This window comes from Acinetobacter sp. YH01007 (assembly GCF_013420425.1).
Taxonomy (GTDB): domain Bacteria; phylum Pseudomonadota; class Gammaproteobacteria; order Pseudomonadales; family Moraxellaceae; genus Acinetobacter; species Acinetobacter towneri.
The window spans coordinates 1-25,109 of record NZ_VOYC01000012.1; the positions used below are offsets into that span (position 1 = coordinate 1).

Annotated in this window: 20 protein-coding genes; 4 read left to right on the forward strand and 16 right to left on the reverse strand. The window is 35.0% G+C overall.

The genetic code is table 11. The features are described 5' to 3' along the window. Nucleotides 1-937 precede the first annotated feature (937 nt). The 15 genes from FTT74_RS07135 to FTT74_RS07205 all read right to left on the reverse strand — a co-directional run bounded on the left by FTT74_RS07135 (nt 938) and on the right by FTT74_RS07205 (nt 20,740). A complete protein-coding gene (locus tag FTT74_RS07135) occupies nt 938-2,374 on the reverse strand; it encodes a VWA domain-containing protein (RefSeq protein WP_179988780.1) in 1,437 nt (478 codons plus the stop codon). 3 nt (nt 2,375-2,377) lie between these two features. Continuing rightward, the gene (locus FTT74_RS07140) at nt 2,378-2,980 is read right to left on the reverse strand and encodes a hypothetical protein (protein WP_179988781.1); all 603 of its coding nucleotides are present in this window, start codon (nt 2,978-2,980) and stop codon (nt 2,378-2,380) included. Nucleotides 2,981-3,039: 59 nt separating this feature from the next. Next, nucleotides 3,040-4,260, reverse strand: coding sequence for an AAA family ATPase (locus FTT74_RS07145; RefSeq protein WP_179988782.1), 1,221 nt, complete (start codon nt 4,258-4,260; stop codon nt 3,040-3,042). A 63-nt stretch (nt 4,261-4,323) separates the two neighbouring features. Then, nucleotides 4,324-6,456: a dynamin family protein gene (locus FTT74_RS07150; RefSeq protein ID WP_179988783.1), complete on the reverse strand. Its 2,133-nt coding sequence runs from the start codon at nt 6,454-6,456 to the stop codon at nt 4,324-4,326. A gap of 105 nt (nt 6,457-6,561) precedes the next feature. Beyond that, nucleotides 6,562-8,091 carry a hypothetical protein gene (locus FTT74_RS07155; protein WP_179988784.1) on the reverse strand — a complete coding sequence of 510 codons (1,530 nt, stop codon included), beginning with the start codon at nt 8,089-8,091 and terminating at the stop codon, nt 6,562-6,564. A gap of 10 nt (nt 8,092-8,101) precedes the next feature. Next, entirely contained in the window at nt 8,102-9,517 is a 1,416-nt protein-coding gene (locus FTT74_RS07160; protein ID WP_179988785.1) for a dynamin family protein, read from the reverse strand. Between the two features lie 2 nt (nt 9,518-9,519). Continuing rightward, nucleotides 9,520-11,169, reverse strand: a complete 1,650-nt coding sequence (locus tag FTT74_RS07165) for a dynamin family protein (RefSeq protein WP_179988786.1) — start codon at nt 11,167-11,169, stop codon at nt 9,520-9,522. Nucleotides 11,170-11,178: 9 nt separating this feature from the next. Beyond that, entirely contained in the window at nt 11,179-12,822 is a 1,644-nt protein-coding gene (locus FTT74_RS07170; RefSeq protein ID WP_179988787.1) for a dynamin family protein, read from the reverse strand. A gap of 20 nt (nt 12,823-12,842) precedes the next feature. After that, entirely contained in the window at nt 12,843-13,454 is a 612-nt protein-coding gene (locus FTT74_RS07175; RefSeq protein ID WP_179988788.1) for a hypothetical protein, read from the reverse strand. A gap of 144 nt (nt 13,455-13,598) precedes the next feature. Next, nucleotides 13,599-16,475 carry a type I restriction endonuclease subunit R gene (locus FTT74_RS07180; RefSeq protein WP_179988789.1) on the reverse strand — a complete coding sequence of 959 codons (2,877 nt, stop codon included), beginning with the start codon at nt 16,473-16,475 and terminating at the stop codon, nt 13,599-13,601. 51 nt (nt 16,476-16,526) lie between these two features. Beyond that, the gene (locus FTT74_RS07185) at nt 16,527-17,081 is read right to left on the reverse strand and encodes a hypothetical protein (RefSeq protein WP_257221830.1); all 555 of its coding nucleotides are present in this window, start codon (nt 17,079-17,081) and stop codon (nt 16,527-16,529) included. A gap of 387 nt (nt 17,082-17,468) precedes the next feature. After that, nucleotides 17,469-18,215, reverse strand: a complete 747-nt coding sequence (locus FTT74_RS07190) for an ATP-binding protein (RefSeq protein WP_179988790.1) — start codon at nt 18,213-18,215, stop codon at nt 17,469-17,471. Further along, on the reverse strand, nt 18,212-19,756 hold the full coding sequence (gene istA / locus FTT74_RS07195) for an IS21 family transposase (protein ID WP_179988791.1): 1,545 nt from the start codon (nt 19,754-19,756) through the stop codon (nt 18,212-18,214). The genes FTT74_RS07190 and istA overlap by 4 nt, the downstream gene beginning before the upstream one ends. Before the next feature lie 178 nt (nt 19,757-19,934). Beyond that, complete coding sequence (locus FTT74_RS07200) at nt 19,935-20,129, reverse strand: DNA-binding protein (protein ID WP_179988792.1); 195 nt, start codon at nt 20,127-20,129, stop codon at nt 19,935-19,937. Nucleotides 20,130-20,257: 128 nt separating this feature from the next. Further along, a complete protein-coding gene (locus tag FTT74_RS07205; protein ID WP_179988793.1) occupies nt 20,258-20,740 on the reverse strand; it encodes a hypothetical protein in 483 nt (160 codons plus the stop codon). A gap of 92 nt (nt 20,741-20,832) precedes the next feature. Here FTT74_RS07205 and FTT74_RS07210 point away from each other — a divergent pair, with 92 nt between their 5' ends. Next, entirely contained in the window at nt 20,833-21,039 is a 207-nt protein-coding gene (locus FTT74_RS07210; RefSeq protein WP_179988794.1) for a helix-turn-helix domain-containing protein, read from the forward strand. Between the two features lie 12 nt (nt 21,040-21,051). On the opposite strand, the gene FTT74_RS07215 is transcribed toward FTT74_RS07210, so the two are convergent. Then, a complete protein-coding gene (locus tag FTT74_RS07215) occupies nt 21,052-21,594 on the reverse strand; it encodes a hypothetical protein (RefSeq protein ID WP_179988795.1) in 543 nt (180 codons plus the stop codon). 121 nt (nt 21,595-21,715) lie between these two features. Here FTT74_RS07215 and FTT74_RS07220 point away from each other — a divergent pair, with 121 nt between their 5' ends. Genes FTT74_RS07220 through FTT74_RS07230 form a run of 3 tightly spaced genes read left to right on the forward strand, consistent with a single transcriptional unit; the run spans nt 21,716 to nt 25,070 of the window. Next, nucleotides 21,716-23,197: a class I SAM-dependent DNA methyltransferase gene (locus tag FTT74_RS07220; protein ID WP_179988796.1), complete on the forward strand. Its 1,482-nt coding sequence runs from the start codon at nt 21,716-21,718 to the stop codon at nt 23,195-23,197. Next, nucleotides 23,194-24,306: a restriction endonuclease subunit S gene (locus tag FTT74_RS13895; RefSeq protein WP_373683481.1), complete on the forward strand. Its 1,113-nt coding sequence runs from the start codon at nt 23,194-23,196 to the stop codon at nt 24,304-24,306. Before FTT74_RS07220 ends, FTT74_RS13895 begins: the two co-directional genes overlap by 4 nt. Nucleotides 24,307-24,320: 14 nt before the next feature. Continuing rightward, entirely contained in the window at nt 24,321-25,070 is a 750-nt protein-coding gene (locus FTT74_RS07230) for a DUF4850 domain-containing protein (RefSeq protein ID WP_179988797.1), read from the forward strand. Nucleotides 25,071-25,109: the final 39 nt, after the last annotated feature.

The following is a 25,109-nucleotide window of genomic DNA, read 5'->3' on the forward strand; positions in this document are numbered from 1 at the left end:
AAAATCATTTGAATGATTTCTTCTTGGTCTACGTGCCATAAAATACTCCATATATTGATGTTTATAACATCATTTGAGGAGCAGAATATCACTTATAGGAGTTGTTCAAATTTACGGATCCATCTCTGAGTTTGAATAATAGCTTGCCATGATCTGAAAAGATGATGGCTTTTTTTACTTTGATTGTGATGAAGTTTTTCCAAAGTACGGCTTTTAGCTAGAAATAAGACCATGCAAAGCATAATGTTACAACATGCACTACTTTCTAAATGAATCCATAGAAAACAATCAAATTTCGATGCTTTTTATAACGATGAATTACACGAAAAACTCAGTAAAATTCAGCCAAATGACACAATAATTTTCACTTTTAACTTCGCAAATCATACATTTTCAACAGCTAAGCTCTTTGAGCTATGCGATATCATTTTTGAAACTGTCGGTTTAGATTTTATGGGCGATATTTTTTATGGCTGTGTGCTCACTAACACACCAGATCAATTGAATATTATCCATTTAAAAGCTTAAACCGCTCGATGTTCGACTCGTTAGAGAGCGAGCAACAATGACATGCAGGTTCACTAATTTGACTAAGATGGCGTAAAATAAGCTAGTCACATACTTACACTTAAATTACGCTTCAAATTAAAGGACTTCAACTGCATGAACATGACAGAAATCATGGCTGATCTATCTTCACACACTCCAATGATGCATTAGTATTACAACATTGTTTTTATTATATTTTTTAAATAGAATATTAATTTAGCATACCATATGGTACACATATTAAAAGTTATACTTTTTCGAGATGCAAAAATGATCCTTTAACGTGATCACTAGGCTATACATATGCTAAAGCCGTATCTCGATCACTTGTATTTGTTAAAACCTAATTAAGCTTTGAAGTAATAATTATTTCTACAGTACCTTTAATTTAAAAAATATTTTGCCAACTTTTAAAATGATGAACATTATCACACAATTGCTTCAACCCTTGCCCATAACCACCAACTTGTACTCCATGAAAGCGTGTTCCTTTCACAGTAGATGATTTCACAACTTCTTCAATATGAGAGGATGCTGACCATTCTCCATCACTCACGATCATCACATCGGCTTTTTTCCATTGTTCTTGCTCAAGTCGCTTCACAGCATATTCAATGGTTTCAATATCGTTACCACCACCGAAAGAATAGCCTAAAAACTCTAATAATTTTTCAATACCATCTTGAGTAAACTTTAAATCATGTTCGAGTCTTTGCCCCTGCCCACCAAAGGCATATAAATAACAGGGTCTTTTTTCTGCATGAGCAATTTTAGCAGCCTGTAAAGTCAATGCTTTTGCGATAAGCTCTGGCGTTCCACTCATAGAGCCTGAAGTATCGATAACCACTAGAATAGGTCCACGATCAAACCGAGGTCTTGGTTTTTGCACTTCCACTTGTTCACTGATATCCGCCCAAGTTTTGTCAATCTCGATACCTTGAACTCGATAGCTTAACAATGCTTGTTCATATCTTTTGGCATGCCATAACATTTTCAGTTTTGGATGACCTAAAAATAAGGCTTCCTGAGGTAACATACGATTAATGCTACCACTACGCTCAATGCCAGACATTTCTTCAGGAATATAATCAACGATTTTTTCTTGAATCTCTTCTACAGCACGAGAAATGCTTTCAAAAAAACTTTCTAGCTCATCTTCATTATCTAAACTTTCTTGCAGTCGTCCTAAAGCGTTTACAATCTCTTTAAATTCAGAGATACGCTGTAAAAGTTCTTGGAGTCTTTCAATATGTTTCCAATTTTGATGTTTAAGAATACCTTTAGTGATATCTACGTCACGACCAAGCATTTGGCTTAAATCACCAAATACACTGTTTAGCTGCTTCCATGCCTCTATTCGTTCATTCCATTGTTGATGAATAACAAAATCGCCTGAGTAATCAAAATCAAAGTTTTGCTCTAATGTTGATGGATCAAAAAGCTCATTGCTTTGTTTTGCATTCGCTATTTTATCCTGCAACCATTGTTGCAGTTTTTCTTGATATTCTGATTGAATGACTTGCCATTGCAAGATGACATGTTTTAAAAATTCAATCGTTAACTCGTGCTGTTCTTTTAAAAAAGGTGCGATGCCTGACTGCTCAATTTGCTGTTGAACAACATCAGCAATATGCTGTGGTAACCACTCAGGATTTGGAGGAATTTCCCCCATCATGAAGTATTTATACCATCGCTGCATAGTTTCGCTACGCTTTTCAAGCGTGCCCACAGTTGAACAAATCACTTCTTCTAAAAGCTCAGAAGGACAATCATCCAAAAAGGCATATTGATCTTCTAAATAATCAGCAGCAACAGTATTTATCATAGATTAACCCTGATGGTCTTGATACGTCGCTTTTAAAACCAACATACGATTTTCAATGTCTTGCACCTGAGCAAGGCTACCTTTTAAGGTATCTAAAGCAGGATCAATAAATTCATGATCAATCCATAAATGTCCTTCGCCTTGACTTTCGAGTTCCTTTAGATTTTTTGTGAGTTGAAGTTTGACTAGACTAATACGCTCCAAATGTTTATCAACTTCACTGATTTTTTGGTTAAACCATTCTGAACTTTTTCCATTCAAATCCTCTTTCTTTTGATCTGCCTGATTAAAATATTGCATTGCAATATATGTATCAAATCTTTCAGGATACTGGCTATTTTTTGTAATATATGCATGGACTATTGCATTAAAGATTTCGTCATCACTCGGTTTCAGATTTTTATTCATTGCATTAATAAAATCTTGAAGCTGTTGTAAGACATGCTCTATATGATTATCTGTTTTATAATATGCAGCCAATTTTTTTGCTAAGCTTTCTGTTTTACCACTAAATTTCATCCAAACAGTATCATCTAAACTAGAATTATTAACTACTGATGAAATAAAACTAGTTTTTCCTACTGAATCCCAAAAACTTTTGACCATATTAATATTCCAGATCTTTTAATTAACCAATTAAATTCAATAAATTTACTAATTTTCTATTACTGAAAACTTCCGATAACATCATTACCTTTTACTATCTGAGCTTCCAATTTACTTTTCTTAACTAGAATCCCATCAAATGGAGCTTTGATTAATCGAGTATGAAAACCTGTAGTTTGTAATCCTATTCGTACTTCACATATAGGTTTGTCTTTTGAACAAAACTCATTTTCTTTCACTAGCCAACGATTTATCACACCTTTTAGGATACTTTCAGGAATACAGATATCTGTAGATTTGTTCTGATACATTGCTGTTTTAGTATCAGGAATATTTGAAATTTCTTTCTCTAATACATCAACAACCGTAAGTAAATTTTGTAGGTTTACAACTGATTTACCACAATATTGTTCATACATGCCTGCGACCAATTCAATCTGTTCAGGCTTTTCCCAAATACAATGTTGAACCAACCAACAATCCCAAATTGTGACCTGACTTTGCCCATTGGTATATGCTGAGACTTGTAACATTCCAACAATTTTACGCCAACGACGATCTGATACCTGAATCTGATTTTCAGCACACCATTTTCGTAGTTCTATTAAAAACTGTAATGCTTCAGCAGATAACTCCGCCTTTTTAGCATGCTGTTGAATATATTTGAGTTCGTCATACGACAGTTGCTCAACAGATAATGCTTCCTCACTCGCTTTCATCGTCAATAACTGCTTAAACCCCGACTTACTGACAGGTTCAACATATTGTCGAAATAGGAAACGGTCATATAGGGCACTGAGATTACCATCTTCAGGTAATTCATTACTTGCACCAATAACTGAAATCAAAGGTACCTTTTGTCTGAGCACACCATTATCAAACTCACGTTCATTTAACAACGTTAACAATGCATTCAAAATGGCACTATTGGCTTTAAAAATTTCGTCTAAAAATGCGATGGATGCTTGAGGTAAATAGCCTTGAGTTAGACGTATATATTGGTCTTTTTCTAAAGCTTGAATCGACAGAGGACCAAACAGTTCTTCAGGTACAGAAAATTTAGTCAAGAGCCGTTCAAAATAGGGAGTTTCTTGAAAAACGAGATGTAATCTACGTGAAACTAAACTTTTCCCTGTACCAGGTGGGCCGATTAATAAAATATGCTCACCTGCCAAAGCAGCAAGTAAAGTCAACTTAATCGTCTGTTCTCGTTCAACTAAACCCTGTGTTAGTTGACTTTGAATGCGCTTAATTTTTTTAAATAATTCAGATGTATTCATTCAATATAGTGTCCAACATACAGTAAAAACAGGAAGAGCATATAACGGCTCTCCCTAGTCAAATTAGGCAATCTTTTTTGTTAAAGCTTCATCAGTAATTAGCGCTTTTAATGCTTCATATTCCTGCACAGCTTTTTGCTTTTCTGCGAAGTCTTGCTTTATTTGTTCAAGTTCTTTTTCTAAGCCTTGCGTCATTTTGTGAGCAAGTTGATTTTGTGTATCAATCAAATTGAGCTCAATTTGTTTTGTTGATGCTTTAAATTGTTCATTCAATAATTTAAAAACTTCCTGCAAAGATTGATGTAAGGCTTGCTTCAATTTCTGCATATCCTTACTGGATCTGATTTGACCGCTAAAGTTTTGGCTAATTTTTCGCGTCGGATCGCCAATTTCTAGCTTTAACTCAGGTAAATCTAACTGGCGGATGACTGCATCCAACACATTTTTAAATTGGTTTGCATCAAAATCTGCTTGAGCTGTATTTAATTCATTGACCAAAGCTCGGCGTAAATTTAGCTTTAATTGGCTAGGACGAATTAAATCATTGAAGTGATATTGGATATCAACCTTACAATTTCTAGCATACTGTGCAATTTGCTCTACCGCATCTGATGCAAATAAATATTCATAATTTGTTGTGTATGCACGATAGCGAGTTTCTGAACTACCCCAACTAAATGGGTTATACCATTTTGATGTACTGACTTCATAAGCCTCTTCATGTGTTTCAGAACCAGTACGTGTGGTGAGTTGAGTATATTGCTGAATTGATTTTTGCAATTCCTGAGCAATGCTATTACTCGCTTTTTGAATTGCTGTTAGTTCAGTACTAATATGTTGCTCAAGCTTAGATGAAATCGCTCGTATACGTTGTTCTAACTGCTTCTCTGATTCAGTCAGTTGGGAAATATCTTGAGTATTTAAACGGATGATACGACCTTCAACAGTTTCTCTTAGATCAGTTAAGGTTTCATCAAGCTTTTCTTGCGCTTTAGGTAACAAACTTTGTTTCTTCGACTCCAAAATCTGATTTTTTTCAATACGTGCTATTTGGTACTTTTCTTTCAAAGCATCAAAGTTAGCAATACGTTGCCAATCCTGCTGTGTAAGTTGATATCCGTCCCAATCATTATCTGCTGTTGCTTTCAGTTCCTGATAAACATGTTTCATTGAAGCATCCCATGTTGATGGATCCCATGTTGCAAATCCATGAGCAAAAGTACTCGAAACAATTGGACTCACTAGGTTCTCTAGCAAATTTGCTAAATGTTCATGACCTGCTTTTCGTTTCTTCTCGGCTAACTCACCTAACTCTTTTACTGCGCGTTTATTTAAACGTCGTTGTAAATTACTTTCACAATCCGCTAAGCTCTCTTGATTGAAACCATCATCTAGAATCGCTGAATCATATTGTCCTGCAATCAAGAAAAGGCGTTCCACACCACCTTGCGGTAATTGTTCAGTCAATAAATCAATATCTGACTGATCTAAGAACTGACTTGCTCGTGATAAAAAGAATACGACATCACAACGTGCCATTTCTTCTTTGGTCTTTTGTGTTCGACTAATAACAGGATCATTCATTCCTGGGGTATCAATAACATCAAAACCCTTCAATTCTTCATTAGGCAGATATAGACGAGTCATTTTTACTAATGCTGTGTATTGACCATCATTGCCTGCATACTGATTTAATATATGCATTAACTCATCAAGTGAAGCTGCGTCAATACGTTGATGTTGTTGCTCTAAAGCAACACTCACATCAAGCCCTACTTTATCAACCATTTCAACCAGTTCTTTGGCTACTTTGACAGACTCAGATTCATAAGTTTCTTGAGACAGCTTTTCTAAATCAGCCCACTCTTCTTTCGAATAATATTCGATTTCTAAAGCAGGTGTAGCACCATAGCTAATACGGGTGAGATTGGCTGTTTTAGGTGTAGCAGCCGTTGGTAAAACAGGCTTACCATCAAACAACAACGCATTTAAAAAACTGCTTTTTCCAGCCTTCACTTGCCCCATAATCGCGATATTTAAAGTTTGTTGCTCTTGTTCAAAGCGTTGAATATCTTGTTGTAAAGTTTCTTTTAAACGAAAAACATTTGAAATTTCGTTGTTATCGAATCTTTTCCCCCAAACCTGTAAGTTCTGACACAAGTTAGAAAGTTGTTCTAAATGCTGTTGAATTGACATACCCTGCTCTTTTTTAATATCAAGTGTTTATAAGCAGAGTGTAGCTGATTTTTATTGAAAAATGACCTAGAAAAAAGTGACTAGGTCATAGATTGACGTACTATTTTAACCACCAAATAGATGATTTTTGGGTAAATCAGATAATTGAGATTCAAGGGTACTTATATGCAGTGGATCAAATTTAAAGTTAGGTAAATATTTGAATCCACTTTCTAACTCTTTATTTACTATTATAAATTCACAAGGATTTGTTTCATGATCCTGATCATAATAATCTTTAAGCCCTAAAATACTATCAATAAACTTACATTTATCAAATGTTCTACCATTAGAATAACATGCCATAAATAAATTAGAATTTTCAAATGTACAGCTTCTCATTAGTCGAATAAAATCACCTGATCTATAACTTTCTCTATTTTCAATTAAAATACCACTACCATTGAAGCTAACTTCATTTATTTTTTTTAAGGATGTTGAGTTTTGATAAAGGCTAGATAAACAATTTTTGAAGTGAACTTCTTCTAAAGAATCCTGATACAAGTCAGATGTATATATTCCACCCGAAACCAATGCTTTACAATTAAAAATATCGGTATTTCTGACCTTAAAATTAATATTATTAAAGAATAATGCTCCACCTACTAATTTTTCATTACCACACTTATCAAAAGTACACTTTTCAACAAGTAATTTCTTCTTATTTTCACGTCCAGTTCTTAAAAAGAATAAAGAATTGTTATTATCTATTACAGATATAGTTTGAGCATCTTCTGTTTCAAAATAACTATTCTTTATTTCACAATATGAATTTTCATCTTCAAATTCATTAATTTTCAAGACTGTTAATTTTCTTTCAGAGTCATAATGCCCAATAATTTTACATTCATTAATTTTTAAATGATCCACTTTATAAAAATTAAATAGTGGATTTTCAAAATTTGACTTGATGAATTCTACTTTAACACCTTCATTAAAGTTTAAGACTGAATCATTTTCAAAATATAAGTTTGCATTGCCAATCTCACAATTGAAATTAATATCAAGGTTCTCTCTTACAATCCAAAAACCTTGTGAGATGCCTTTCTTTAGCTTATCTATTGTCAGCTCTTGGAGCAGATATTCTTTCCATAAATTGGCATGCTTTAAGCTAAATGTAGACTGAATCTCATAGCTATGCTGTATTCCTAATACTTGGCAAACCACATACAGAATTTGAGTCAAATCATTTTCTTTTAATTGAAATAAACTGATCCATTCATTAAGCAAAATATTTTTCTGATCATTGAGTGGTGTATCTAGTCTCAAAAAAATAAAAGCATCTATAAAAAATGAGTTTACCAAATCTTTTGCAGAGCACAGTTTTATGAATTCTTTAATTTGATCTTTAGAAATATTTTGTGCCAGATTAAAAATTTTACCCTGTTGATGTTGTGTCTTACAGGCATGTAAATACAGTTGAAATAAGCGTGTTCTAGGTTCTGTTAGATCATCCAATAATACAAAAGAACTAATCATGGTGAGATAAAGTTCTTTTTCTTGTTCATTAAGTTGTTCTGCAATGAAATGATCATTCAAAGGCTGCAAATCTAATTTGGCTAAATCTAACTGTTGCAAATACGTATTCAAATTCATTTCTATTTCCTTAAGCCATTAAATTGGACCAAATTGGCTGAGTATTTTTTGGTGTTTGACGTAATAATTTCTGAGTATTTGGGATTGGCATATCAATAGAAAGTAGTTCCCATTTTGAGTGCTTTTGAGTGAGGTGCGTAGCCTGTTCTACTAAAATTTCTTTCAGTACAGGTACTAAATCTACATGTCTAACTTCAATTAATTCAATTTCATCAGGCTCTGGCAAAGGTATACCAACTTTTTTTCCAATACAGTTTAATTGGTCAAAAAATTGCTTTTGCAGAATTGTTAAAGTTTCTTTTGAGCATGAGACTTGTCTGAATTTTTCCTGAATCATAAATTTGAGTGAATCAACATCATTAAGTATTTCAGGAATATCTGAAAGCGTTGCGATACGATTAATTCGGTTAATTTGCATCTGTGCTAGACGAAGTTGTTCATCTAAATAACGATCGTATTGCAAAAACAGCTTTTTAAAATGTTGTGCAAATAATATAGGACGTTTTACTTCATTCCATTCATCTAAAAGATTTTCAACCTGATCTAGAGGATATTCTTTTCTTTTACGGGCAGAACTGAATATGACATCAAGAACCTCAATACCTCTTTTCTGCGTCAGTTCTAAAATTAGTTTTTTGATTGATGCTAAATCTTCTTTTGGTTTTAAATCTGCTCTACTAAGAATAATCAGTTTAGGGATCGATGGATTAAGTTCACTCAGAAAATTTAGGTCTTCATCACTGATGGTGCCATTGGTGGCCGAAACCACCCATATTATAAAATGTGCAGTATTGAGCTGACTAAAAGCTACTTTTGCATCAGTCCTTTCTGAACTAAATTGCTCATCTGTATTAGTGTATCCAGGTGTATCCAATAACGCTAAATTATTCCACTTAAATGAAATATCTTGGATAACTACAGATTTCAAAAGTCCTGATACTTCACTTCCAAACTGTTCATATTCCTCATGTGTAAACGAAAGAAAATCTTCTTCGCTTAAATTAATTTCTCTATTAAAAATATTGATCGCAGTGCTTTTTTCTTGGTCACCTGACATCAAATAAGTAGGTACAGATGTTGTCGGATCAACTTGTACGACTAATTTTTTACGTCCTAGCAAGGTATTCAGAAAACTAGACTTCCCTGCACTAAAAGCCCCTCCTACGCCTATTACATTCTTTTGTGCTAAATATGGAAAAACACAAAATGCTTCAAAACGATCTAGCTCCAATTGAAACATTTTTAAAATTTCAGGAAAGTTAGGTGGACAACCGTCTAAAGCTAATTGAACTAAATTCTGTTCAATTAAGCTTTTTAATTCCCATACCAATTTCACATATTCAGAATCATTTGCCTTTGTATAAGATGCTTGAGCAAGTAATTGATATCTTCCATTCAGGTCAAAATTGTAAACTTTCTCTGTCATAATTACTGCTCAATATAAGTTTTCAATGCAGTGACTAAATTCACCATCGGCCCTTTTAAATTATCCTGAGGCACATACAATACTTCTTTACCATTAATACTGAGCTTAGAGTCACTTTTATCAAAACGAATACTTCGAATGTCACTTAAGCGAATCACAAAGCGTTTTGACAGTATATCTTTGCAATAAAGCTCTGAATAAGTCAGATACAGCCCATTCTCTGCATTTTTAAATAATGTTGTCGTGTCAACAAGTACGAGAGGATCATCATTATATTTCCCATACTCACCATCGCCTTCATAAGCATAAGACTTAATGGCTTTTTCAGTTTTTTTACGGATACTGTAGACATCATCAATGACATAAATACCAGCACTCGGCCGACTAATCTCATCCTGAGCATCTTCTAAAATCTGCTCCAAACTACGACGCTCGGTTTTTTTTACTTGCTGTTTAAGTTGCTCTGCTTTAGCCATCAAGTCTTGGGCTTTTAGCATTTCCCTTTCATGTTCAAGCTTAGCTTGTTGTAGACGTTTCTCTTCTTCTATTTTTAACGCTTCACGTTCCAGTTCAGCCTTATATGCAATTAACTTATCTTGCCTGTCTTGCTCAATTTTGGCTTGTACAGCTAAATATTTTTGCCATTGCACTTCAAGATCGATATTTGCATAAACTGCTAATTGATAAATTTTTTCAAATAACTTTCTTTGAAATCGCTCTATCTCTATTTCTCCCTCCTTATTGGCAAGATGTTTCTTCATCGCATCGAAATACTGATTAAAGTTTTCGATAATACGAGATTCTTGACTTTTTGAGCTCCATTGCGCTAGATAATCATCTAATAAATGACGATCAAATTTTTCTGGTTGTCTGGCAGAAAGTACTAATACATCAACTGCCTCAATCTGATGCTGAGCTAAAGTATATTTAGTGAGTTTTTTAATTTCTGTTAAGTCATCAGGTGATTTCTTATCAGCCCGACTCATCACAATTAATTTAGGAATATCTGAGCGAATTGTTTTTAAAAAATCGATATCACTTTGAGAAATAACCCCTTGATCGACTGAGACCAACCAAATTAAACACTGTGCATCATTAAGCTGAACTTTAGCGATATGTGCATCACACAGGCCTTGCTCAATATCTTCATGATTACTGTAGCCTGGGGTATCTAAAAACGCTAAATTTGGCCATCTCTGCTCAGGTTGAGTTAACAAAATTAAATCAATATTTACTGCTAATTCATGTAACTCTTGTTCAGCATGGTGCGTTAAGTTTTTGAATTGTTCCAGACTCAAATCTAATTGCTGCGAATTTTTAAGCACAGCCTCAATTTTTTGTTGCTCACCATGTATCAAATAAGTTGGAATAGATGTCGTTGGATCAATCGCTACGCTCAAAACTTTTCGACCTAAGATACCATTTAAGAAACTAGATTTTCCTGCACTAAATGCGCCACCAACGCCAACAATAACCTTATCTGCAAGTTCAGGTAACATACAGAACTTATAAAAATTCTCCATTTCATGGATAAAATCTAGACCTATTTGACCATGAGCTAAAACATTCTCTTTTTTCAAAAGCCCTAGGTTATTATTAAAATATTGCTTCAAACCTTCATACATTTGAGTAATTTCTACATGCTTATTCATGTTTATTCCTTAAGATTCTAATTGTTGTTGCATATTTTGAATGATTGTTAAATCACTTTGATATGCTGCATGTAGCACCGCTCTTTCTTCAGTATTTTGCTTAAGTTGTTCTTCTAACATAGAAATTGAGTGTTGAGCTTGGGTGACTTTATTATTGATTTGATCTTCTACCTGGTGATTAACGGTATGAAGCTGTTCTTGCAAAATAGAACCTAAATTGATCTGCACTTGCTCAACCACTTGCGGAATAATTTTTCCTCGAACGTGATCACGTGCAGCTTCTTTCTGCTCTGCTCTTTGTTGGTCACGATTATAGTCAGACATAAATGCTTTAAATATAGATGTAACCACAGGAAGAAGCATTGCTGTTAAAGGGAATCGTTTTAATACAAAAGCTAGAATTCCTGTGATTCCAGTCAATCCAAGATCAAATACGGCACTGCCAGTTTGTTCTTGCTCAAAATGAAAGTTTTGGTTAACGATAAGACTAGGTAAATCTGTTTCAATACGGTGAATATATTTATCAACCAATGGTTTGAAGTAGCGATCCATACCTTCAGTTAAAGCCATTCTTACACTGTAACTTAAATCACTCTCAATATTATTCTGACCTATTAAAGCCGTTGCATATTGATCCGTCTCACCTAAAAGGCGATTTCGAATATGATCAACCACACTATTTAAAACTGAAGGAACTTGCTCTTTCATCTTTTGATATTCAATAGAAAGTTTTTGCTTAAAACTTTCTGTCTCATCAATCAGTTGTTGTTGTTTTTCTTTCAATTCATCTGTATCCAAATCTTCTTGGTTCAAGAGAATAGTTAAATGTGATGCGATATCATCAATAATTCGATTGAATTGCGGTACAACTGTCTCTTTAAATCGCATTTCACTCAAGTTTTCTAATTTTTGAAATGCTTCAATGGCTTCAGCTATATCTTTCTTTTTCGAAGATACAGATACAACATCTAGATAATTTCCTTCAGGTAATAATGATCGTACTTGTTCACTAATTTGCGATTTAATCGCGACTATTTCTTCAGGTGTTTTTTTATCATTTTTAGTAATGATCACAACAACAGGTGCTTTATGCAGTGCTAATTCTTTTAGAAACTTTTTAATACTATCCTTTAACGTTCCTTCTTCACTACTTACGGTAATTACATATGCCAGACTACGCCCTAAATAATGATGGATTGCTTGCATATGAGCATCAGATTTTGAGTCTAAGCCCGGTAAATCTGCTAAACATAAATGAGGAAGAGATTGCAAAAATGCTTGGTTGAGCTGTACTTCAATATGCCCATCAGGCATCAGATCTAAAAACTCTTGGTCTTTTAATTCTTGTGCTGTCAAATTTTTAACAAAGTTATTCGCTTTAAAGCCTTTAATAACTTCATCTTCTGAAAAACTAATTTCAGTCGCTAAATTACTAGCAGGGTCGATTTCGACACAAAGTAGCTTCTTCTGAATCAAGGCATTAATTAACGATGATTTACCAGCACTAAATGCCCCAATCAATGGCACACGAACTTTAAAATTTTCAACATTTGATTTTAGCTGAATAAGTGGCTCAACAGATAAATCATATTTTTGAAATAAAGTTTCAAGTTCTGGAATATGTGTTTGTATATTTTGCTGGGTTTTAAACATCTCTTTTAACTCTCTTAAAATTAATTTTTTAAAGCATTCGCCAATTCTGGCATTTCGTATGATTCAAGTAATGTGGTTAATATTTTTAAGGACTTTTTGATTTCACGATCTTCAGTATTAAAAATATCTTGATAGATTTTTGTGACTTTATGAGTAACTCCTAAAGCTAGTTCCTGAGTTATCGAAGACTGTACTAAACCAACTGTTCGTTTTCGATCTTTAATCAAAATATCAAGTAGACTTGCCTCATCATCTTCATAAACAGCATTTGATGTAATCAATCGTGCTTTTTGGAATAATGGCAATAATTCTTGCTGTGTATGTTTGGGTAAAATATCACTTAACTGATCATCTACAAGCCTTAAAATTAAAGCCTGGGATAAACTCAGTCCCTTAACGGACTGTTCCACTTTTTTCCATCGCCAATTATAAGGCATACAATCACGGCGACATTCCAAAGGAAATAATGTTTCCAATAAATTTAAATCTCTTTGAATAGTTCGCTGAGTCGTCACTATACCTTTACTGAGTAGATGTTTTTCGATCTCAGTTGTACTCACATATTTACTATTTAATAAAAACTGAATAATCATCCATTGACGAGTGATGACCTTTGATGACTCTTGACTCATTCTGATCTCAGAACTTAAATTTATATTTTAAGTATATATTTTTTATTTGATTTTTTAATTCATACTTTGATCGAGTGCGTCATAGTTTGACTAACTCAAGACTAGCAATAAATACGCTTTAGTTAAGGCTTTAGTGTTATCTATTTAAAACCCCACATAAAACTTTTCAATCAACTGCCGTGTCTTGACCAGCAAATTGCTAAACACGTTCTCCCGCTCAAACAGCTTCACTTTATAGTTTGGTAAGTCCTTCAACTCTTCTTTACGTGGTAGGCGTTTGGTGAACTCATAATGCTCCAGAACCTGCTTCATCGCTTCTGGTTTCAGGTTTTCTTCTTTACAAAGATGCTGATAGGCCTGTTCTTTTTCAGCATCCCAGAACTGAGCAAAAGCCGTTTGGACGCTTTGGCCGTTGATCATCTTCGGCATGTTTTCTTCAATGAATTTTTGAATGAGGTCTTGCTTATCGTGCAAGCTAATATCGCTACTGATTAAGTCATAAATTTGCGCTTGGTACTTCTGACGTTTGTCCTCTGAGTCCGTATCAACAACAAGCTGTAGGAGGTTGATGATATAACCAACATTAATGCGATCACTGTGCAGTAAATCCAGTTGAAAATCGACATCATCCAATACCGATACTTTTTCTTTCTTGGTGGTCTTTCTAACGGCACGACATAGGTCAGCATACTTAGAGGCAAAATTCGCAAAGTGCTGTTTATCGAGTTGTGTTTGGTCTTGATCATATTCAATGAAAGTTTGTAGCTGGGCGTTGTAGCGCATCACTTCACGGAAAGCTTTAATAAATTCGAGTTGCTGTTCTTCAGTAACAAGATCATCGACTGATTGGTAATTGGGCGTTAAGGCAAACAATTTGCTCACCGCAGCTTGGTAATCCTGTTCGATTTCCGCATAGCTGGGAACAAGTACAATCTTGGTCGTTTCTTTATTGGAAAATAGTGCCAGTGCTTCATCTGTTGCACGTTTTAGGTTGCGGAAACAGATGATATTGCCAAATGGTTTTTTATCGTTATAGACACGGTTGGTGCGTGAGAATGCTTGAATCAAGCCATGATATTTTAGGTTTTTATCGACATACAAGGTATTTAACGGCTTAGAGTCAAATCCCGTGAGGAACATATTGACCACGATTAGAATATCAATCTGTCTGTTTTTTACACGCTGTGCAATGTCGCGGTAGTACGCATAAAATTGATCGCCAGAATTGTAGTTAGTTTTGAACTGTCGGTTGTAATTGGCAATGTAGCGATCCAGCTTATCCCGACTGGATGAATTAACCTGACTTGGAATATCTGCGGCTTCTTCGTGAATCAAGCCAGTTAAATCATCAGTCGGTACAGCCTCATTTGCCGCATAGGAAAAGATGGTGGCAATGGTCAAAGGCTTAAATATCCGACCTTGTGCTTCATCTTCAATTTGCTTTTCAGCCTGCACCTTTTCAAAGAGGTCGTAATATTGGGTCAGTGTTTCGACCGAACTGACACAGAACATTGCGGTAAATTCACGATTACGGGTTTTGGTATCGTGAATATTGACAATGTAGCGGGCAATCATTTCTAGGCGTTGTGGGTTGTCATACAGTTCTTTAGTATCGATGCCTTCTACATCTTCCTCATAACTGTCATTCGTCGTCATGCCTTTGGCGGTGTATTTGCCCCGATAATCAATCTGGAACTGCAAGACGTTACGATCACGGATAGCATCCACAATCACGTATTTATGCAAACACTCATTAAACAGGTAGTCTGTGGTGAGTTTTAAACCTGCTTTGCTTTGGCTGTTCTTTTCAAAAATAGGCGTACCGGTAAAACCAAACATTTGTGCATTGCTGAAGAATTTTTTGATGTTCTGATGGGTCTCACCAAATTGACTGCGATGACATTCATCAAAAATAAAGACCACTTTTTTATTTTTAAGATAATCAATCGATTCTAAATAACGGTCGGTACTGATAGCTCGATTGAGTTTTTGGATGGTGGTCACAATCAGTTTGTCATGACGTTGATCCAGCTGTTTCACCAAGGTCGATGTGTTATCGGTGCTGTCCACGCTGTCGGCTTTAAAAGCATTAAATTCGCGTGAGGTTTGCGTATCGAGGTCGTTACGATCGACCACAAACAAGACCTTTTCCACATCAGGCATTTGCATGATGATCTGACTGGCTTTAAATGAGGTCAGGGTTTTGCCTGAACCTGTAGTGTGCCAAATATAGCCGTTCTGATCGGAGTTTTGCACATGCTCCACAATTTTCTGTACTGCATAAATCTGATAGGGACGCAGCACCATCAGGCTTTTGGTGGTTTCTAGCAGCACCATGTACTGAGTCAGCATTTGGGTCAGATGCTGCTGATTGAAAAAAACTTCGGCAAAGTCGACAATTTCATTGATGTGTTTGTTATGGACATCTGCCCATGGAAAGGCAAACTCGATGCCTGTGGTACCGTTGGAGTAATAACGAGTATTGGCACCATTACTAATCACAAACAGCTGGATAAAACCGAACAGCCCTTGCCCTGCCCAATAGGCTTCACGAATATAGCGTTGCGTTTGATTAAAAGCTTCGGCGATTTCCATGCCGCGTTTTTTTAGCTCGATCTGTACCAAAGGCAAACCATTGACCAGTAAAGTCACATCAAAACGGCTGGTACGGCCATTATAGTCGCGGTGATCGATGGTGATTTGATTGGTCACCTGATAGATGTTCTTGCTTGGGTCATCTGAAAGGAAAAAGATGTGTTTGCTGGTCCCATCATCAAATTTGACTGGGAACAGATCACGCAGATTCTTGGCTCGCTCAAACACTGTACCTGTGTTTAAAAAACTGATGACCTGTTTCCATTCCGTTTCTGACAGAGGCGCAAGTCCATTGGCGCGTTCAATCTGGGTTTTGAGGTTAGACAGTAGTTGGCTTTCGTTCTTGATGCTCACAGTGGCATAGCCCAATTGCTTGAGCTGGCCGATCAATTCGTTTTCAAGTTGGTATTCGCTTTGTACTGTCATTTCACCCTCTAATTTCTAGATTATTATTCGCTTTATATTCAATATACTGATTTATCTTAAAGTTTTTTCAATCACATCCAACAAACTTGCTTTCTCCAAAATTAAATCTCGAATCGATTCAAAATTATTTTCAGATGCACGCCAATAGATACATAACCAACGTTCAGTACCACCTTTATATTTTTCAATTTTCCAGTTGAGGTAGCGTGAATCACCATTGCATTTCAAAATAGAAAATGCTTGCTCCTCTAATGCTTCTGGTAAATTCAAAATGTAAGTTGTCACATCAAATACTGTTTCACCTTGATGCTCTTTAATAAATAAAGTGGTATTGGTTAAGTTATTCCACGCATCATTATAAAAACGAATCCCTCCCCATGATTCATATTTGTTTCTAGAGATATAACCATCAATGGATTGATTAAGAAGCTGATTGATACTATCGACAACTTCCCGAATGGTATTAGTTTTCAGCTTTTGCAACTCTTGTATTTCTTGATAATGATCAAAAATAAATTGGATACGGTTCATATCTAGATTCTGGGTACGATAATAGCTTTCAAGATGCAGCAAAAACTCACGGGCAAACAAATTCCATTTATTCATGGGATTCGTCATCATTCCATGAACGTCGTGCCATGAGTACCGATCATCGTCTGGACTCTGCTTGGTTTGGTGCAGGTGCTGCGTTAAAGCAGCGTGGACTAGAACAGGCGCTTCGCTTAGTGGTTTAAGTTTCATTTAAGCCAGTGCTATTACAATAATGGTCAAGGGTCATGCAGATGATCCTTCTCCAGAGAACCCCCCCTTTTGCCACATCTCCAGATGTGGCTTTTTTTATGCCGAAAATTTTACAGAATTCAATATTTATAAGGATCAGAGCATGAATGCAAAATCAACACTTACTTGAACATCCATTCTTATCTTAGTTGGACACTTTAATAAACTTATATGTAAATTAAAGTGTCACTTTACTTGGACAAAAATTAAAATTTACTCGACTTTTTTACCTCTTTTCTTACGCATGGACTCACCCTTTAAATTAAAAACATGGGAACGATGGACAATGCGATCTAACAATGCTTCACCTACTGTTTGATCCGCAAAATGGTTTAGCCATATGCTTGTTTCATATTGACTTGTGATAAGAAGTGAGCCATTGTCACTGTGTTTGTCTATCACACTAATAAAATGAGGCATCCATGAGTTACTAATCTGTGATAATCCAAAATCGTCAAGAATTAGTAATTTATTTGAAAGCAATTTCTTTTTTAAGGTGTTGATAGTCCCTAAATGTACCGCAGTATTAAACTCTTCAAATAGCTCAGTAGTATTATAAAAAAGCACTTTAAAGCCTAATTTACATGCATTTGTCCCAAAAGCTGAGGCCAACCAAGTCTTACCAATACCCGTCGCACCTGTAAAAATTAAGTTGTGTTTTGATCTAATCCACTCACAATCAGCAAAACTTTGTAAAATATCGCTTGTCAGTCCTTGTTTGTTAGAACAATCAATTCCTGTCAAGTTGCTTGATGGATATCTTATATTAGACTTGTTAAGTAGAGCCAAAACTTTGCGATTACTAACAGCATTTTGCTCTGCTATTAATAACTCATTTAGAATTTCTAACGAAGTTTTGTTACTATTGATCATTTCATCATAATGATCAACAAAGCAATCTAAACAACCATTTAGCTTTAATTCTTGCATTTTTTGTGCAACAACACTCTTTGTGGTCATCTAGCATCACCTCCGAAATAATTAGCACCGCGGAGGTTTGCATGGGTAGGACGATTGATCGTTTGCGTGGTGTTTAAAGGTTGGATATATTTTCGATTTTTTAGCACATACAATAAGTCTGTAACTGCTAATAGATTGTATTTTAATGCATATTCACAAGCTTGATTGAGTACAGAATCAAGCTTATTTTCTAAAATATAATCTCTCAGTTTATTCAAGGATTTAATATTTCGAGCGAGATGTTTGGACTTATTTAAAACTTGTTCAACAAACTCATAAACATAATTTCCAATAGATTTTGCCCATTGCTTAATGCTCGCTGGGCTTAAAGTATTATAAAGTCTGTGGTTAGCTGGCATATGCTCTTCTAGAATACTTGCTTCACCATAGCCCATCAGTAAATCGTGTGAAGCAATTATTTCATTTTCATAAAAAAATTGTACTTCACGGCTTGTAATGCCAATATCCAACTTCTTACCAATTAGAGTATAGGGAACAGAATAAATATTCCCATCAACTGTAAATTGATAAAATTCAGAGACCGTTTGTTGAAATATCCATTTTGAAAATGGGTATGGGTGCGCAGGCAGTGATAATAATTCATTTTTCTCAAAACGATTAAAACGATCCCAACGACTTTCAGGAAAACGTTTCGTAATGGCTCGATTGATTTTATCAACTTCAACATCAAGAGCTTTTTGTAATTCATCAAGTGAGAAAAATTTTCTATTTCTTAATTTGACCAAAACTGATCGTTGAATAATTTGAACGGAAACCTCTGCAAGCCCTTTATCTTGAGGTGTTCGTGGGCGAGTATTCAATATTGCAAAATTATGATAATCAGCAAATTGTTCAAATGTTTTATTAAATACTGTACCATTTCGACCAGTTTTTATAACAGCAGCCTTTAAGTTATCCGTAATAACTTCTCTTGGAACACCTCCGATACGTTCAAAAGTGGCTGTAAAGCATTTTAACCAATCGTGTGTTTGCTGGGTTTCAGATGCAATAGCAGTGATTAAACTTGAAGCGCCTAGTACTCCAGCAAAAATTTGAACATGACGTACTTTGTCTGATTTAAGATCATGTAGTGGCATGGTTTTACCGCAAAAATCAACTAGCAATGTCTGCCCAGCAGTAAAATTTTGGCGCATAGAGGGGTGTAGCTTTTTCAACCAGTGCTTATACAATTCGGCAAAGCGAGAATAGGAAACACAGTCAGGGTGTGTCTCTTTAAATTCAAGCCACAATTGCTTGAGCGTCATATCTCTGATCTTCATTTGATCATTGATATATGTAAAATCTGGTACGGGTTTACACTTCTCAACATTCTTAACGACACCAGTTTGTAAGATGTCTATAAATTCTTGATTAGAGGCATTTAATACATCAGCAACGGGCATTTGGATTTCATTTAATTTTTTTGCAATAACGCCAACAGTTGTTGGTGATACATTCACTCTTTTTGCAATTTGGCGATGCGTATTACCTTGCGCCAAAAACTCACAAATTTTTCGTTGTACTACAACAGGTATTTTCATTTTGATAGTCTCAATAATAAAAAAAGAGACAGAAAGCACCCTAAACATTGATAAAAGCATCAATGTCTTTTAGAATAAATTTGTCTTGTACATGCAAGTTAAAGACAAATCTATAAAGACTCATGTTGCCGCATGGGTCTTTATACTTTCTGCAGTTTAAATAAAAAATTAATGTAAATTAATCCATATCTTTTTGCTCCTTAATTCCTAGCTTCACAGCTATTTTATGGCTTTCGCCACGTTTTGGAATCTTGTTGTTTCTAAAAATTCTATATACTAAATCAGGAGAAAATTTATTATCTCTAGCCCATTTAGCAATCGATTTTCCAGTAGAAGAAAAATCTTCTTTTACCTGTTCAATAGACTTGATCATATTTGAATAAACTTGACTAAATTTGAGCTAAATTTAGAATAAAAAAACAGCTCTTGTCAAGCTGAAATTATATTTAAGTTGTTGATATAACTAAATATATGTTTTTGTTATTTGGTGTTTATTTTTATTTAAAAACAAAATCTAACAAAATTTTCAATTGTCTTTAATTGAATTTCATACTTCTTAAAATCTATTAATATTTTATTTTTATATTCTTCTAATTTCTCACTAATTTCAGAATGTTGTAAAATTAATTTATTAATAAAATCCAATTCTATCTCTATATTTTTTAAATTTTCTTTTATATCAATAATATTTTCTTCAAAAACATGATTCAATCTATCTTCTTTATGTTTTTTTTGCATACTAATTAAATTTTCAGAGGCACTATATAAATATATTCTTTTATTTATTTTAGATGGTTTGGCGACTAAAAAACCTTTTTGTACAAATATTTTTAAATATCTATACATCTGTCCCTTAACTTTGTTTGTGTTATCTAAAAATTCTGATTCCATGTGCTGCCAAAAACGATTAGCTTTCCAATCAATAATTTCATGTTCTTCAAAAATGTCAAAAAAGCGATCAAGTAGAGGTAAATTTTTTGCCATGTTTCATAGACCTACATAAAAAGAGGATTATAGTCCGTGGATGTATAGTCCTCAATTGCTGATATTTCTGTTTTTTAAACAGTTGATCTCAAATGTCAGAATTATCAATCAAAATTGGTCAATTAATCTGCAATAAAAGAAAAGAGAAAAATATTACGCAAGAATCTCTATCACTACAGTGCGGAATAGATCGCAGCTATATGGGGAGAATTGAACGTGGTGAAGTAAATATTACTGTCGAAAAACTCTATGAAATCGCTTTAGCTCTGGAATCGAGCCCTAAAGAGTTACTCCCTTAAAAAGCATTTCTTTCACTTTCTTTTTCCAGTGCCATAGCCACCATAAACACGTTGTCCTCCAATATACATTGAGGATGCCCCATCTATAAGGTCTAAAGAGTCCCGAGATTCTCTAATAACATTCATTTTTTTATAACTTAATGTTTTGCTTTTTGGATCAATTTTATTAGTTCCTTTCCCTTTTATCGTTGGTAAAGAGCCTTTATATGATTTTATAAACTCCCCAAATAACTGATAGTTCTCATCATTTATGGTATTCTCGGGATTCTTCTTAATTTTTCTATCGACAATACTTAAGCTTGTATTTGTACGATACTCAAACCATCTAACGGCTTTTAAGTAATCAATTGAACCAAATTCAAATAATGAAAGTATTTGCTGTATGTAGGTACTATCACTATGAAATTTGTAGTGATGAGCTGCACCTACCGCAATCTGATGCGCTAATGTTGAATTTATAAATTTTCGGGTATCAAAGAAACTAGACAATTCGGATTGTTTTATTGCATGTACATTTGCTAAAAGCTTTCGATTCTTCTCATTAAATTTAGTCATAGAGTAGTACCAGATTTAAAGTGTTTTAATTTTATGACCTATACTGGTCTTTAATGTGATCATATAGCTTTTACTTTTGAAATCAAAGAGAATAGAGCCAAAGAAATTTGAGAGTCATATCGTGATTACAGGCGAAATTAAAAGCAAAATTGACCAGATTTGGAATGCATTTTGGAGTGGCGGTATTTCCAATCCTTTAGAAGTCATGGAGCAAATGACCTATTTGCTGTTTATTCGCCGACTCGATGAAATTCAGATCACCAAAGAAAAGAAAGCTAACCGCTTAAAAACTGCTGTAGAACATCCAATTTTTACGCCTGAACAAGATCATCTTCGTTGGTCGAAGTTTGTGACTTTGGGTGATGCTGCAACTTTATATAACACCGTTGCCAATGAAGTTTTTCCTTTCATTAAAAACTTAGGTGTTGAAGACGAAACCACCTATAGCCATCACATGAAGGATGCACGTTTTACCATTCCTACGCCTGCGCTACTTACCAAAGTGGTGGATTTGGTTGCTGATGTGCCAATGGATGATAAAGACACCAAGGGCGATATTTACGAATACATGCTCGGTAAAATTGCATCAGCAGGTCAAAACGGACAGTTCCGCACCCCTCGTCATATCATTAAGATGATTGTGGAGCTGATGCAACCGAAGCCAACAGATACCATTTGTGACCCTGCATGTGGTACAGCAGGCTTCCTTGTAGCGGCAAGTGAATACTTAAACGATCATTACGCTACTGAAATTTTTGCCAACCCTGAAGCAGCGAAACGCTTTAGTGACGAAACTTTCTTTGGTTATGACTTTGACAGTACCATGCTTCGTATTGGTTCAATGAATATGATGCTGCACGGTGTAGAAAACCCAAGTATTGAAAACCGTGATTCATTAAGTGAAGCGCATTCACATATTGCTGAAAAATACAGCCTAATTCTTGCCAATCCGCCATTTGCAGGCAGTTTGGATAATGAAAGCTGTGCCAAAAATCTACAAGCGATTGTAAAAACCAAGAAGACTGAATTACTGTTTTTAGCTTTGTTCTTACGTTTGTTAAAAACAGGTGGTCGTGCTGCGGTGATTGTGCCTGATGGCGTGTTATTTGGTTCATCGAAAGCGCATAAAGATTTGCGTCAAAAGATTGTGGAAGAGCAAAAGCTTGAAGCGATTATTTCGATGCCGTCAGGTGTGTTTAAGCCGTATGCTGGGGTTTCAACTGCCATTATGATTTTCACTAAAACCATGTCGGGCGGTACGGATAAAGTTTGGTTTTATGATATGCAGGCAGATGGTTATTCGCTGGATGATAAACGTAATGAACTAGATGCGTCTAAGCATGAAAATAATAATATTCCTGACATTATTGCGCGTTTTAAAAACTTAGAAGCGGAAAGCACTCGTAAAGCCACAGAGCAAAGCTTTATGGTAGATAAAGCCGATATTGCTGCCAATGGTTATGACCTGTCGATTAACCGTTATAAGGAAGTGGTGTATGAGCAAGTGGAATATGAAGCACCAAGTAAAATTTTGGCGGATTTAGAAGCACTTGAGCAGGATATTTTAAAAGGAATGGCTACACTTAAGGAGATGCTTAAGTGAGTTTGGAATATCAAAAATTAGGTGATGTTGCTGATTTTATTCGGGGTATTACATACAAGCCGAATGATTTGGTTGAAAATTTTTCTGAAGGTTCAACCGTATGTATGCGTACCGCAAATGTACAAGTTCAACTAAAACAGGATGACCTTTTATCAGTTCCTGTTAATTTAGTTAAAAATGAAGATAAGTTTTTAACCGAAGGCGATATCCTTGTTTCCACAGCGAATAGTTGGAATCTTGTAGGAAAATGTTGTTGGATTCCAAAGCTTGAATATTCTGCAACAGCAGGCGGATTTATTTCAATTTTACGAGCTAATCAGGAAAAATTAGATCAACGCTATTTATACCATTGGTTTAATTCACCTAACACTCAATTATTAGCTCGTAATTGTGGACGACAAACGACTAATATTTCTAATATGGATTTAGAGCGTTGTTTATCGATTAAAATCCCACTCCCACCACTCGCAGAACAACGCCGAATTGCTTCTATTTTAGATCAAGCGGATGAGTTGCGCCAAAAACGTCAGCAAGCGATTGAAAAGTTAGATCAGCTTTTACAAGCGACTTTTATTGATATGTTTGGCGATCCTGTAAGTAATCCTAAAGGCTGGGAAGTACTTAAATGGGGAGATGCTCTAAAAATCATTAATGGAAAAAATCAAAAAGCTGTTCTTGATCAAAACGGTACTTTCCCAATATGTGGTAGTGGTGGAGTCATGGGATATGCTAATGAATGGCTTACTCCAGCGCAGTCGGTCATCATTGGTAGAAAAGGAAACATCAATAAACCCATTTTAATGTTTGAAAATTTTTGGAATGTTGATACTGCCTTTGGTTTAGTGCCAAATAAAGATCTACTAAAAGTAGATTACTTATTTTGGTTCTGTCATTTTTTTAATTTTGAGCAACTAAATAAAACTGTAACAATCCCTAGCTTAACTAAGTCTGATTTGTTGAATATAAAAATACCAATTCCTCCGTTGGAAAAACAATTATATTTTTCAAATATATGTGATCAAACACGTAAGTTAAAAAGTAAAATGGAACTAAAAGATTTAAATCTTTTTAGCTCGTTACAAAACCAAGCATTTAGCGGTACTTTATAAATACAAGGATAGTTATGAAATTTAAATTAATCGTAGCCGTTGGCTTAAGTTTTTTTTCAACTGCTAGTTTTGCTGAAAAATATACATTTTCTCCTGTAAGAATAGATATCAGCGTAAATGAACAAAGAAAAATGCATCCTATAACCGCTATAGGTACAGCAATATTTAAAAATGGTGTGCAAGTCCCTGCATATTCGATCAGCGTCCCTAAGGGTATGGATGAAACTGATGCACCACATAGACCTACAGCAAGTTGTAATAAGTCAAAGTGCTATTTCGCAATGGATTTACCAAAAAAACTTGCTGCCAGCATGAGGGTATATAACATTGCTGAAACAGAAGAATGGATCTTAGCACCTGCTGAATGGACACGATTGGAAGGTGCTATTGGTGTAAATGGCAACACCGTTTTAGCACTTGCATCAACAGATCAAAAGTCAAACCTAAGTTTATATGCTGTCCCTGCTTGTGTCGGTTGTGGACTTGATGCCGCAACACCATTTTTCCCAGAAGCTGCAAGGCAAAATCATCAACTATATGGTACTAAGTTTAGTGGGACAACACCACCTGTACACATAGTAAGAGCGAATCAACAAACTGTTTATTATCAGTATCAATTAAAAGGACAATATCAAACCAATGGGGTCGCAAAATTTCGACCAAATGAAGACAATATTTATGATGAACTTAGTGTTACAGTTGCATCAGATAAAATGGAATACGCTCGAATAATGTTAAACTTTTTTTCTTTAACACATAAGTAAATTACTTAATATCAAGAATCTATAAAATTTAATTTAATA